This window comes from Aquabacterium sp., from assembly GCF_016234775.1.
Taxonomy (GTDB): domain Bacteria; phylum Pseudomonadota; class Gammaproteobacteria; order Burkholderiales; family Burkholderiaceae_C; genus Aquabacterium.
Genome location: NZ_JACRAH010000044.1, coordinates 41,766 through 54,153 on the forward strand (window position 1 = coordinate 41,766; position 12,388 = coordinate 54,153).

Sequence of the window (12,388 nt, forward strand, 5' to 3'; positions counted from 1 at the left end):
CTCAGCCGCGAATGGCACCGATGTTCTTCAAGCCGCCAATCAGCACCTTCTGGTTCTGGTCGGTGGCAGCCACCTCCAGCGTACCCAGCTTGGCCGTGAGCTTGGTGGAGGCCGCGCTGTCGGTGACCAGCATGGTGCTTTGCGCCAGAATGGATGCCACATTGGCCGCACCGCCGCTGGCCGTGTTGGTCTTGCTGGCGACCACGTGCTCAGCCGTTATGCCCACTGCGGCACCGAGTTCGCCCTGTGCGCTGGTGAGCATGTTCTGCGCCTTGCTGCGCTGATCCACCGTGAGATCGGTACGGCCCACCAGATCAACCAGGGTCTGCACACGCTGGCGCTTGTAATCCACGTCCTGAGCCAACTCGTCGAGCAAGGTGTCGCCCGTGGCGACAAGGCGACCACCGCCCAGCCCCGCCGCACCCGTGGCCTCCTTGACGCTGAAGGCGCCTTTGACCAGGCCCTCCACATTCGAGGTGGTGAACTTGAGGCGGTTGTCCACATCCGTGTTCAGGGCCAGGATCCTGTCGTCCAGCTTCTTGCTGGAGACCGCAAACTGCGTGTCGATGCGGCTGGTGACCAGGCTGTCGAGATCCAGCTTGATGGGGCGCACGATGCCAACCGGCGTGATGTCCTTGATGGGCGGGCGCAGCAGGGGGGGCCGCTGCAACACGGGCTCTTCGGGCTCGGGCTCGTCCACCTCTTCGTAGGTGTAGGGCAAGGCGAAGTCGCCCACCACCTTGCCGTTGTCGTCGTACAGCAGCACGAGGGTGCCGCCACGCCAGGTTCCACCGAGGTGATCCAGCGAGGGGTGATCGCCCACGAAGCGAGACAGCAGCAGCTTGTCGTCTTCTCGATCATCACGCGCCACGATGAGGTCATCCAGCCAGTTCAACCAGATCGGGTGCGTGGTCTGGATCAGCGAGTCGATGGGCGAGACGATGTCATTGCGGGCCACTTCACCGAGCTTGCTGCGGACATCGCCCAGCATCTGAAGCTGGTCGCCGAGCTTGTCGGCCCAGGCGGTCTGGCGGGTTTCTTCGCGGTACGCGGTGTAGCGCGTCTTGGCCAGCGCAGGTTGCGCCTTGGCGCTGAGCGTTTCCATGTTGTTGCGCGCGGTCTGCACCACCTGCGTCACCGAGACCACGTTTTCCAGCTGATCGGGAATGGTCTTTTGCTGCACGGCCGCCTGCATGTTCTCGGAGAACTTCGAGGTGAAGCGCTGGCCTTCATCCAGGCGAACAGCCACGTCCTGCCGCAGCAGGTAGTGGAAGCGGTGCAGATCGGTGTAGCGGATCTGCGGGCGGATGCGGATGAACTTCTTGAGGTTGTGCGCCAGCACCGCGTGCACCTTGAAGGGCAGGTTGTACTGCGCGACCTGAGCCTTGAGCTCTTCGCGCACCTTGTTCACATCGCCGCCCAGATGGCCTTCGACGCGGAACATCTCGTAGCCGGCAATGGCGCTGCCCAAAGGGTTGCGCGCCCGCACCGAACCACCGTAGTCATTGGCGCGGTAGCCCAGATTGGTTTCAGACTGCTGACGCTTGTTGAGCCGGTAGTTCCACTGTGTGCTGATGTCGGGCTTGTAATACCAGGGGATGGCGCGGTCTTCCAGCGCCACCTCTTCGCCCATGCTGGGCGTGATGCGCAGCACGGTGTCTTCGGGCACGAAGAAGCAATCCATCTGAGCTTGCAGCTTGCGCACGAGGAAGCCGGCACGGGCCGCTGCTTCGCGGGCACCGGTATCGGCCACCGACGGGAAGAAGGCCGTGCGCAAGGCCGTCGGGTCCTGCAGGCTGCCCAGCAGCAGGTGCTTGGGGAAGGCCGAGGTGCCGGGCAACAGAATGGCCGTGGTGTCGAGCAGGGCGTCCACCATGGCGTTCCAGGTGTCCACCATGTCCTTGAAGAAGCCGTAGATCAACTGGGCATTGCCGATGGTGATCTGGCCGAAGATGTCCTTGAGGCGCAGCTGCCAGGCCTCGACCGGGCTGCTGCCGAACAGCGATTTCAGCTCGGGCGCAAAGTCCTGCCCGAACTGCTTGAGCGCGTCGTTCAGGGCGTTGAGCACCTCGTTGCAGGCATCACGGTAGCGGGACATGAACAGCGTGGTGTTGCTCATCGCCGTGTTGAGCTGGGGGCGCGTGGCCAGCATGTCAGGCAGGCTGCGGGCCCGTTCGCTCACGGGCTGGAAGGTCGCGCGCAGGGCCTTCGCATCGTCGCTCAGGGCCAGCAGCAGGCGGATCTTCGTCATGGCCTTGCGGCCCAGGTTGTCGCAGTTCTCGCCAATGCACAGGTCGGGATCCAGCTCGCTGGTTTCCACCAGCAGCACCACGACCCAGTCCTGCTTGGCCAGCGGTGTGGGCAGGGGCGTGCCCAGCGGGTCGGCCTCGTCGGTCAGCTCCACCAGCTTGTTGATGGTCTTGCCGTCCGGGAAGAAGGGCGCGTACTGGGGCTGCTTGTCGTCGTACGGCTTGCTGTGCGTGTAGCGCACTGCCTCAGGCCGGATGACCAGGTCACCATCGGTGGTGATGCCCAGGCCCGGGCCCACGGTGACCGCGGCGTCTTCCACCGCCAGATCCAGCCCGCTGATCACGCCCACGCCGACGAGGTTGGTGCGCGTGAGGCGTTCCTGCTGGTTGAGGTAGAGGCTCAGCTCGTTGAGCTGGCCGTGGGTGAGCACCTGATCGCGCTCGAAGACCGTGTAGGTACTCGCCGGGGTCGAGCCCAGCAACTGAAGGACCTTGATCGGATCAGCCATGGTCCGTCTCCTTGGGTGCAGAAATATGGGTGGTGCCGATGCTGCCCAGCGCCGTGCGGCCTAGAACAAATGGCTCTTTGGGTGGCACGTCGGCAGCGCAGTCGTACAGGGTGCGTTGCGGGTAGACGCTCTTGATGGTGGACAGCACCTCGATGAGCGTGCGCAGCTTGATGTTGCGGTCGGCGTGGGTCTGGCCGGCGTGCACCTGGATCCAGTCGCGCAAGGCGCCTTCGAAGCGGGCCATGTCGTCGCTGTTGACCCAGCAGATGCGCGGGATGATGTGCGCCGGCACTTCAGCGCGGATCACGCGTTCGGCGAACTCGCGGAAACGCATGTCCTGGAAGCGCCCGGCGTAAGCGGGCAGCACGATGAACAGGCGCCAGGAATACGGGTCCACATCGGTGCACTCGTCGCAATCGTTGTCCAGGCAGATGGGCATGAGCGGGTCGCCCTGGGTGCGGGGGCGCAGCAGCAGGCCCTCCAGCACATACAGGCCTTCGCCGCTGTAGTGATGCTGCAGGTAATCGCGCAGCGCCTGCATCGCAGTCAGCGCCGCCTCTTCGCTCTCGAAGCCTTCGTTGCGGCGGCCCAGTACCTTTTTGTCATCGGCCGGGTCCACCACGCGGAAGTAGAACTGGCCGTCCTTGCCCTCGTGCCAGCGGTAGTGGCCCAGCTCCTGACCAGCCGCGATGGCGCTGATCATCTGCTGGCGCGCTTCTTCCGGTGTCTTGAAGTAGGTGGTGGACGACAGCAGGATCTTGTCCGTCACGCCATGCACCACGCGGTAGCGGAACTCGTTGTTGGGCGTCTGGTCGATCTGCGGGTAGGCGTCATACGAGACGGTAGCCAGGTTGCGGCGGCTCACGTCCTGGATACCCAGCAGGTAGGAGATGCGCTGCTCGATGCCGCTGATGTTGTCGCTGTTCCAGACGCCGTTGACCTCGTCCGGGTACTGCCGATAGGCCCCGGCGCGGTTGGCCGTGAGCGCGGGCGCCTGGGCCAGGAACTCGCACTTGTCGGCCAGCACCTTGCGCTGCGTGTGGTCAAACACCGAGGCCATGATGGAGGCATAGGCCGAGAAGTCCTCGCCGATGCGGGCCAGCAGGTGATCGAGCTGGCGATCGCGCCGTGCCAGGGCCTGGGCTTCGGTCTCGATCAGGTCGGTGAGCTGGGTGTCTGACAAGGGCTGGGTGAACAGCTTGCTGGTGGGGATGAAGTCATCTCGCACGGGCTGGGAGGTCAGCGCATGGAAGGGCGCCACGTCATCACGCAGGCGCTCGGCTTCATCCGCCAGGCCTTGTGGCCAGACGCTCAGCAGCTCACGCGCCCGCTTCATCTGCGCCATGTCATTGGCCATCTGCTGATCAAACAGCATGAGGTAGGCGCGCCATTGCAACTGGTGGGCCTTGCGCGCCTCATCGGCCGTGCGCGGCAAGCCGGTGGGGCCCAGGCCATAGATCACCGGGAAGTCGCGTTGGATGCTACGGTACTCGGCCAGATCGCGCCAGCGGCCCTGGGGCACGGCGGGCACATCGGCACGATCGGTTTCCACGGCGGCGCGTTCGGCCTCACGCAGGGCGTTGAGGCGGGCCATCACGGCAGCGGGCACGGCATCCATGTTCCAGGTGGACACGGGCACGCCGCGCTTGCGCAGCACCAGGCGGCCCTGCGGCTTCTTCGCGTACAAAGCCAGGCGGGGCATGTGGCCCGCCGCCACCGGGATCTGCCAGGGGTTGGGCACCGATACGGGGAAGGCATCCTCGTCCAGCGGGTTGACGGTGATCGTGGCAATCGCGTGCACACCAGGCACATCCATCAGCTCGCCGATCAGGTCAGACAGGCGCAAAGACGAGGGCAGCTCGGAGGCCTGCAGATCACGCTCGTCGATGAAGCCGTTTTCCAGCAGGGGGCCGTCAAAGATCTCGTCGATGCGATAGGGCTGCCCGCTGGGAGACAGGCGTTCGCGCATCTGCGCCAGGCTGTAGCAAGGCACCTGCGGGGCCAGGGTGTTCTCGGCCACGAAGAGCAACTGCGCCGCGGCCTCGGTGACATCGGCCTGCGTGTCCAGATCGATTTCGGCGCACAGTGAGAAGTACTGCACCGCCACTTCCTGGGGTTCCAGAAAGTCTTCGCACAGATTGCGGTTGGCCTCCAGCGCGTTCTTCACGCGGGCCAGCACGGTCTGCTTGTCAGCCTGCGTGCCGATGTGGTCCATGAAGTCGATGCGCACCTGGTAGAGCCCATCGATGCCCACGGGCTTACTGTGGCCATGCGCGGGCGGCACATACACCAGCTCGCGCGCGATCTGATCGGCGTAGAAGGGGATGTCAAAAGGCACCGGGGCCACCCAGGCGTTCTTGACGCCGTCCAGGTCGATCAGCAGCTTGCGCCAGTCCAGCGTGGTCAGGGGGCGATTGGGCAGGCTGGCGCGGGGGCCGTAGAACTGACGTGCCAGCGCGGGCGGGGCGCCGGTGGCAGGGTCCACCGGCTCGGCCAGCCAGTCTTCAATGGGGGTACCGGCCCGGTAGCCTTGTTCGGCCAGGGCCATGCTCAGCATCTCCAGCGTGGTGATGCCGGGGTCGTGGATGTTGTGGTCCGTCCATTGCGCACCGGCCAGCTGGCGCAGCCAGTCCAGGCCCTCGTTGAACAGGGCGCGCGGGTCTTCGCCGGGTGGAAGCGCTTCGCGCTTGAGAGACGGCAGGGTCTTGGCTTGCGGGGCCATCACGCAATCTCCTCGATCTGGTGTTCTGCGGCCGACACCAGGATCACATCGGGCTCCTGCGGGCTGAGTTCGCTCTGGTCTTCGCCGGGATGGTCTTCACGGGCCAGTCGCACATCGGTCACATAGTCCACATAAGGCAGGGCCTCGATGGCATCCACCAGCGCGGAGCGCACCACGCGGCCACCGAAGTTCAAGGGATGGCTCACATCAAAGGCCCAGGGCGAGAGCGTCTGCACCACGGCCTCGTTGAGGCGGGCCTTGTAGAAGCTGAAAGCAAAGCCATCGCGCATGTGCACCTTGAAGCTGAGCTTGACCGGCTGGTAGCGCGGGTTGCGCACGGTCACGGCCGAGGTCTGGCCTGCGGGCCTGGCCTGCAGGCACATGGCCGAGCGCGGCAGCACGAACTGTTCGATGCGGGCCAGGGTGTCCAGATCGACACGCGGTTGAAGCACACCCATCGCGCCCATCGTGTTGCGCTGGCGCAGATTGGGCACCACCACCAGCATCACGCAACCCGGTGCGCGCCACGACTGGCTGTTGGCATACGGGATGCACTTGACGCGGTCGACCGTGGGGAAGGCTTCGAGCACCAGGCGCTCGTGGTCCCACACCGTGATGGCCCGACCACGATGGCGCAGGCGCTCGGCGGCGCGGCGGGCCAGGGCACTGTCGTCTTCCTTCAAAGCGCCGTCGAACGAGGCATAAGGTTGGCTCAAGGCCTTGACCTCGGCCAGCGGACTCTTGAAGCGGGTGATCTTGCCAGCGGGCAGGCCATCGGCGAGGTGGGCAGCACCGTGGCCCTGCTCGACATAGGCCACCTCCACCGCATTGGTGTGCACGGCCACCAGGTTGCAGGCGGCACGTGGCTCAGCGGGAATGGCGGCACGCAACCACACCAGGCCAGCGGGCAGGCGCGTGTTGTCGGTGGTGACGGCATCCGGCAGCACGATCTGCACGATGCCACTGCGGCGCAAGCTGTTGCTCGTGTCCAGCGGTAGCGCAGGCCCAGGCGTGAGCGCATGCCAGGCGTTGTCGGCCAGGACGGCCCAGCGCACGTCCTGCACATGGGCCAACGGGTCAGCACTGCCCTCCTGCACCTGCAGCAGCAGGCTCACCGGTTCACCAGCCTGCACGCCTGAGAGGCCGATGAACAGCTCGCCTGCGGCGGTGTGGCGAGGCATCAGGGTGACGCTGCGCTGGCGGGCCCATTTGCGTTGCTTGGTGAGCCACAGGTGCTCACGCGCCACGCCAAACACGTCCACGTGATAGAAGGCCAGATCGGAGGCCACAAAGTCGTTTTGACCGCCTTTGTTGAGTGGCGTGAGGCCGGACTCGGCGTCATAGCTCAGGGTCAGTTCCTTGAGCTTGGGCGTGTAGGGCTCCTTGATGACCACAGGCTTGGTCAGCAGCAGGTTGGTGACGGCGTCGGTGCGGTAGTCGTTGTGCAGCAGGTCCGTCAGCAGGCTCAGGGTGATGAAACCGGGGCGCACGGTGGCCGGCACGGGCTTCTCGTCCGATCGCTTGTGATGCAGGCGCTCTTCGAGCTTCGCCAGGAAACGCCCCACGGCCGTGCCAGACTGGCGCAAGGCATGCGCGACGGGCCGGTCCACCTTGCGCACCTTGAGGTTGGCCTTCTCCAGGGTCAAGGTGCTGCCCACGGCAAGGGCCGGCAGCATGGTTTGCACCACCTGCTTGTGCTCGGCACGGGCATCGGCCCAATCGGCTTGCACGGACACGCCGCTGCCCAGCTTGCTGGCGTTCGTGTAGCCGCTGTAGCGCGTGGTGATCTCGGCCTGCGTGGTGGGTGCGCCCTGCCAGACCATGTTGATCGACAGGTTGGTCAGCGACTTGCTCAGGGCCTCTTCACAGCCCACAAAGAAGCGTGAGCCGTCAGACGGCTGCGCCCCGAAAGGCAGGAAGGGCTTCTTGGCGTCCAGCAGGCCCAGCTCGCTTTCCAGCACCAGCTTGCGCATGCCCTGCACGCTCACGCCCAGCTTGATCTGATCCAGGCTCAAGGCGGCCAGGTCATCGTGCGCCAGGGGCCCGTCGGTCTTGAGCAGCAACTGCGCCACAGGCAGGCCCGGCTCGAAGGGCTGGCCATGCAGGGCCGTGATGTCCACCACAGCGGGCTGGTCATCGGCCAGGGTGAACTGCAGCTTGCGCAGGCCGTTTTCAGTGGCCGATACAGCCTTGAGCGCATAAGGCCCGATCCAGCCCTTGGGGCCGGTCAGCAGCACCTCGAACGAGGCGGCCAGGTGCTCGGCCGTGTGCATGGTCTGCAGGCCTTCGAGGTAGAGCGTGAGCGTGACCGTGCGGGTGCCCTCAGCCAGGCGCAGCAGGCCGGACGACAGGGCAAAGCCCGTGGTGGCGGCCAGCATGGCGGGGCGATCGGGCAAGGGCTGCGCAAAGGGCGACCACACGGCGTTGTCAGGTGGCAGCTTGCCGCCCACGCCATCGACCGAATCGGCCACGGGCGCACACACCAGGCGCTGGCCCACGTGGGTCACGGCGCGCAGGGAGGCCACTTTGGCGTGGTTGAGCACGGTGGGGCGCACCGGGTCATACAAGAGCTCGTTTTGCTGTTTGTCCTTGCCGGCAGACAGCCACTGGCCGGGCTGGAGTTCGATGCTGGGCGCGCCTTTTTTCAGCTCCAGCAGCACGTGAGCATGGTCGGGCTGCGCCGGCTTGGGCCTGAAGGCCAACACCGTCTGCATCTGGAAGTTCAGGTGCTGGCGCGTGAAATCATTGAGCTGCGCACGCGGATGGCGGGCCAGTTGGGCATAGGCCATCAACAAGGCCAGATGCGGCGGCACGCTGCCATCGGTGGTGCGCAACAAGGCGGCCACGCGAGCACGGTAGCTGTCTACCGTGTCAGTCGGCAGAGGACGCAGCAGGATGTCCTGCCAGTTGCCGTCGGGCTGGGCGCTGCTGGCGTCAAAGTAGTTCAGCTGCCTGGCCAGGGCGCTGGCGGCCAGCACCATGTCAGCAGGCGCGCGGTCGTCCAGCGGCGCGTAGGCGGCGTCCAGATGCGGGTTCAGGCGATCGGCCTGGCGTGTGCCAGGGTCCGCCATCTGCGCCGGGTTGAGTTCAGGCATGGAGGCCATGTCGGTAGGGGCGATCAAGCCGTGCGGGGCGCCGCAGCCATGCGCTGCTCGTTGGCGTCACCCAGGTAGAAGGGGTAGACCAGGTTGAAGCGCGAGTTGGTGCTGCGCACCTCGTAGTCAAGGCGCACCTTGAGCACGCCCTCCAGCGCTTCGCTGTCGTCAATCAAGAGGTTGAGCACACGGATGCGTGGCTCGTGAACCAGCACGCCGGTGCGGATGCGGTCCAGCAGCAGGCTGCGCAAGGTGGTGCTCAGGGGTTCGAACATCAGCTCGCTCAAGTCCAGGCCATAAGTCGGGAACAAGGGGCGCTCGCCGGGCGTGGTGCCAAACAGGATGCGCAGGCTGGCATCGATGTCGGCTTCGTCCTGCGTCATGCTGGCGCCACCGAGGCCAAAGGCCGGGGGGAAGGCCCAGCCGCGGCCAAGGAAGGAGGGGGTGATGTCGTCGCTCATGGCTGCCTCATCCAATGATCACGGTGGGCGCCCCGACGGCGGTCGAGGCCCCGCAGGCGCTGCTGTCACCCACGCGCAGCGCGGGCTTGCCACCAATCAGCACCGTGGCGCTGCCCGCCACAAAGGGCGTGACAGGCGGGTGCGGTGGTGGGATCACGCAGCTGTGCATGTCACCCAGCACCGCCGCGGGCATGCCGCCAATCAGCACGGTGGGCACACCGGGGCCGAGGACGGATCCCCCATGGGTGCTCAGGTCGGTGACGCGTGCGGCGGCGGGCATGGTGTGGTGTCCTTGGTGTGCGGGGGGTGGGTCAGTTGATCTGCACGAGCGAGCCCGCGACCTTGACCGTGGCCGAGCTTTGCAGCTCCGCCCCCGCGCTGCCACTGAGCTTGAGCTGGGCACCGGCTTCCACCTTGAAATCGGTGCTGGTCTTGAACTCGCCCTTGCCGCCGATGTCGTAGGCGGTGTCCGCCGAGGTCTTGACCTTGAGGTCCTTGCAGCTTTCCACCGTGATGCCCTTGTCGTCGAGCACGATGGTGTTGCCGTTGCTGTCCGTCAGGGTGATGGCACCCTTGTCGTCATCCAGCACGAAGCTGTGGCCACCGGGCGTGGACAGGGTCATCACGATCTTGTCGTCATTGAAGTGCACCTTCATGCCGCTGCGGCTGACGAAAGCCTTCTCGTGGTTGTCGTTGCTGCCGGCAATGGGCGCTGGCTTGGCGCTGCTGTGCAGCATGCCCAGCACCACAGCCGAACGGGGGTCGTCATCCAGGAAGCCGACCACCACCTCATCGCCTATCTCGGGGCGCACCACGAAGCCGCGGTCCTTGCCGGCGTCCAGGCTGGCCAGGCGCGCCCACACGCCATCGCTGCTGTCGACCAGGGGCAGCTTGACGCGGATACGGAACTCGCTGTCCGGGTCTTCGTTGTCGGAGCAGATGCCGATCTGCAGGCCATGCACCGGCGCCAGCAGGCTGGGGGTGCGAGCAGCTTCCAGGCGCGCACGGCGCTCCGGGTCTTCGGGCACACCGCCGAACTGGAGGTGGCTCTTCCAGCCTTGCACCATGTCCATCTCGTGGCGCACACCGGTGACCAGCACCTTGCCGTTGAAACGGTCACCCACGCCGGCGAGTTCCACCACATCACCAGGCAACACCTGGCCCAGGCCATCGCACTTGACGCGGCCGCTGGCCTTGTTCAGGCGGGCGGTGGCAAAGCGGGCATCGGCGGCGGTTGTCGCTTCATCGTCAGGCAGCATGGCGTGGCGCAACTCCAGTTCGCTCACGCCCACGGCATCGGCCAGGTCATCGGGGCTCAGGTTGCCCGGGCCGGTGAACGAGGGCGCGGTGCCGTCCATGGTGTGCACGGCCTGATCGGCGGCGTTCCAGGTCAAGGTCTTGACGGCCTTGGTCTGCTCACGGGCATCCACCTCGGCGTCCAGCTCGATCAGGGTCGAGCCATATTGCAGCGTGGCCACGGGCGAGCCTTGCAGCGCCAGCTTGCGGGTTTCGATGTCGGCACCACGTGTGAGCACCAGATGGCCATTGGCCTGTGCGCGGGTCACGAGGAAATCCCAATCGGTGGTGTCGTACTGCACAAGGTGCTTGTGCTGGTAGCTGGTGGATTCGACCGTGGCCTTGATGCTGGCGTCACCCAGCAGGGCCGTGATGATGTCACTGTCGGTCTTGTCCAGGTGGTTGACGCTGTGGCGCTTGAGCGTGAGTTTCGCGGCCTTGTGGCGGCACTCGACGATCAGCTGCGAGGCCGATTGCTCGCGCACTTTCAGGCGCTGGCGCACCACGAGGCCCTTGAACACCGTGTCCACCTGGGAGCCTGCACCGGCCTGGATTTCGATCTCGGCACCGGGCACGAACAGGCTGTCATTACTGAGCGTGAAATCGCTCGTGTCGGCCGTGCCATCGCGGTAGACCAGGCGGGCCGAGGCGATGTGGTTGGCCGTGTTCACCACACTCACAGCCAGCAGCTGGTGCGTGCGGGGCACGGCCGTGCCGCCCACCTTGACGGTGAACTCGCGCTGTTCGGCCTGCGTGGGGAGGGTGCGTGGCGCGGGAATGGTTATTTCTCCAGCGGGGGGAAGACCACGCGTGTGCCAGGCGGCAGTTGCCGAAAGCCGTTAAGGCCGTTGGCGCGGGCCACGCGGGGTGCGTAACAGGGGTCGCCATAGATGGCATGACACAGGCCGTGCAGGGTGTCGCCGGCCTTGATCACGCGCACATGGGTCAGATCAGGTGACGAGTCTTGCGCCAGGGCCACACGGGTCTGGTCATCGGACGAATCCGTGAACACCGCCGTGATGACCGCACGCAAAGGCTCGCCCGTGGGCTTGAAGAGCTTGTAGACGATGGACGCGCTCTTGAGCACGCAACGCTTGACGGCGATCTTGCCCCAGGCCACCTTGAGGAAGTTGGGGCGGTGGATGTCGCCGTTGTAGCCCGTCACCGTCTGGAAGGAGGCGATCTTCTGCTGCACATCGAGCGCACGGCCATTGGCACCGGTGCCATCGAGGAAGAAGGTCAGGCTCAGGTCGCCAGGCTTGATCTTCTTGAAGTCCATGCGGCTGGCCGTGGTGCCCGCACCTTGGGCGCTGTCGTACTCCATCTCGTAAGACAGGGTCAACTCGGCCGGGTTCACATAGGCCTCGAAGGTGTCGATGGCCGAGCCGCTGTAATCCGGCTTGGTGAAAGCCTGGATCAGCAGCCGCTCGAGTTGGCCGGAGTTGCTCATCAGGCTTCCTTCTGCTCGCGCAGGATCTCCAGCACGCGCTCGACGCACTCGGCCACCAGGGCCTGCTTGTCGTCGGTGCCGGACGCGGCGCCACCGCCGCCGCCAGCGGCCTGGTTGTCGACCTCCACCGAGATCACCACTTCGTCAACGATGATGGGCATGTCAGGATTTGTCCAGCGTGAAGTACTGATAGGCCAGTTGCAGTGACTCGACCACATAGGCATTGGCCGTGGCGCTGAGGTCGCTCACCGCCCACTTGACCGGGTAGGCACCCACGAGGTGCCAGGTCATCAAGGGCTGGTGCGACTCGTTGAGCAGCGTCACGTCCACGTCATGCGGTTCGATGGTCAGCGTCTCGATGCACTGCTTCACCCAGTCCCAGATGGCGGACTGTTTCATCAAGCCCCTTTTGAGGACCAGATCGGGGTACTTGGCCCGCACGGGGTAGCGCTGGATGAAGCGGTTCTCACCGCCCTCCGGTACTTCCTCGGTGGCCAGGTCCACGGTGAGACCGCCCACATCGGTGAAGCGCACGTCGTTGTCCGACGGCGCCAGCCCCAGTACCTCGACCTTGAAATGAAAGCCAACTGGCGGTGTGTACATGGG

General features: G+C 65.5%; 9 protein-coding genes. All 9 read right to left on the reverse strand.

The features are described from left to right. Position 1: 1 nt before the first annotated feature. The 9 genes from HY836_RS13690 to HY836_RS13730 all read right to left on the reverse strand — a co-directional run bounded on the left by HY836_RS13690 (position 2) and on the right by HY836_RS13730 (position 12,385). Positions 2-2,758, reverse strand: a complete 2,757-nt coding sequence (locus tag HY836_RS13690) for a hypothetical protein (protein WP_290676724.1) — start codon at positions 2,756-2,758, stop codon at positions 2-4. Next, positions 2,751-5,480: a hypothetical protein gene (locus HY836_RS13695; RefSeq protein WP_290676726.1), complete on the reverse strand. Its 2,730-nt coding sequence runs from the start codon at positions 5,478-5,480 to the stop codon at positions 2,751-2,753. Before HY836_RS13695 ends, HY836_RS13690 begins: the two co-directional genes overlap by 8 nt. Continuing rightward, positions 5,480-8,584, reverse strand: coding sequence for a hypothetical protein (locus tag HY836_RS13700; RefSeq protein ID WP_290676727.1), 3,105 nt, complete (start codon positions 8,582-8,584; stop codon positions 5,480-5,482). Before HY836_RS13700 ends, HY836_RS13695 begins: the two co-directional genes overlap by 1 nt. A 14-nt stretch (positions 8,585-8,598) precedes the next feature. Continuing rightward, complete coding sequence (locus HY836_RS13705) at positions 8,599-9,036, reverse strand: GPW/gp25 family protein (RefSeq protein ID WP_290676729.1); 438 nt, start codon at positions 9,034-9,036, stop codon at positions 8,599-8,601. Between the two features lie 7 nt (positions 9,037-9,043). Next, the gene (locus HY836_RS13710) at positions 9,044-9,316 is read right to left on the reverse strand and encodes a PAAR domain-containing protein (RefSeq protein ID WP_290676731.1); all 273 of its coding nucleotides are present in this window, start codon (positions 9,314-9,316) and stop codon (positions 9,044-9,046) included. Positions 9,317-9,347: 31 nt separating this feature from the next. Then, complete coding sequence (gene vgrG, locus HY836_RS13715) at positions 9,348-11,039, reverse strand: type VI secretion system tip protein VgrG (protein WP_290676733.1); 1,692 nt, start codon at positions 11,037-11,039, stop codon at positions 9,348-9,350. A gap of 74 nt (positions 11,040-11,113) precedes the next feature. Continuing rightward, a complete protein-coding gene (locus HY836_RS13720; protein ID WP_290676735.1) occupies positions 11,114-11,782 on the reverse strand; it encodes a hypothetical protein in 669 nt (222 codons plus the stop codon). After that, a complete protein-coding gene (locus HY836_RS13725; protein ID WP_290676737.1) occupies positions 11,782-11,943 on the reverse strand; it encodes a DUF5908 family protein in 162 nt (53 codons plus the stop codon). Before HY836_RS13725 ends, HY836_RS13720 begins: the two co-directional genes overlap by 1 nt. Before the next feature lies 1 nt (position 11,944). Further along, the gene (locus HY836_RS13730) at positions 11,945-12,385 is read right to left on the reverse strand and encodes a phage tail protein (RefSeq protein WP_290676739.1); all 441 of its coding nucleotides are present in this window, start codon (positions 12,383-12,385) and stop codon (positions 11,945-11,947) included. Positions 12,386-12,388: the final 3 nt, after the last annotated feature.

Coding starts and splice junctions, on each gene's coding strand:
- HY836_RS13725 (WP_290676737.1), bottom strand. CDS start 11,943: ATGCCCATCATCGTTGACGAAGTGGTGATCTCGGTGGAGGTCGACAAC.
- HY836_RS13720 (WP_290676735.1), bottom strand. CDS start 11,782: ATGAGCAACTCCGGCCAACTCGAGCGGCTGCTGATCCAGGCTTTCACC.
- HY836_RS13705 (WP_290676729.1), bottom strand. CDS start 9,036: ATGAGCGACGACATCACCCCCTCCTTCCTTGGCCGCGGCTGGGCCTTC.
- HY836_RS13700 (WP_290676727.1), bottom strand. CDS start 8,584: ATGGCCTCCATGCCTGAACTCAACCCGGCGCAGATGGCGGACCCTGGC.
- HY836_RS13730 (WP_290676739.1), bottom strand. CDS start 12,385: ATGTACACACCGCCAGTTGGCTTTCATTTCAAGGTCGAGGTACTGGGG.
- HY836_RS13695 (WP_290676726.1), bottom strand. CDS start 5,480: ATGGCCCCGCAAGCCAAGACCCTGCCGTCTCTCAAGCGCGAAGCGCTT.
- HY836_RS13710 (WP_290676731.1), bottom strand. CDS start 9,316: ATGCCCGCCGCCGCACGCGTCACCGACCTGAGCACCCATGGGGGATCC.
- HY836_RS13690 (WP_290676724.1), bottom strand. CDS start 2,758: ATGGCTGATCCGATCAAGGTCCTTCAGTTGCTGGGCTCGACCCCGGCG.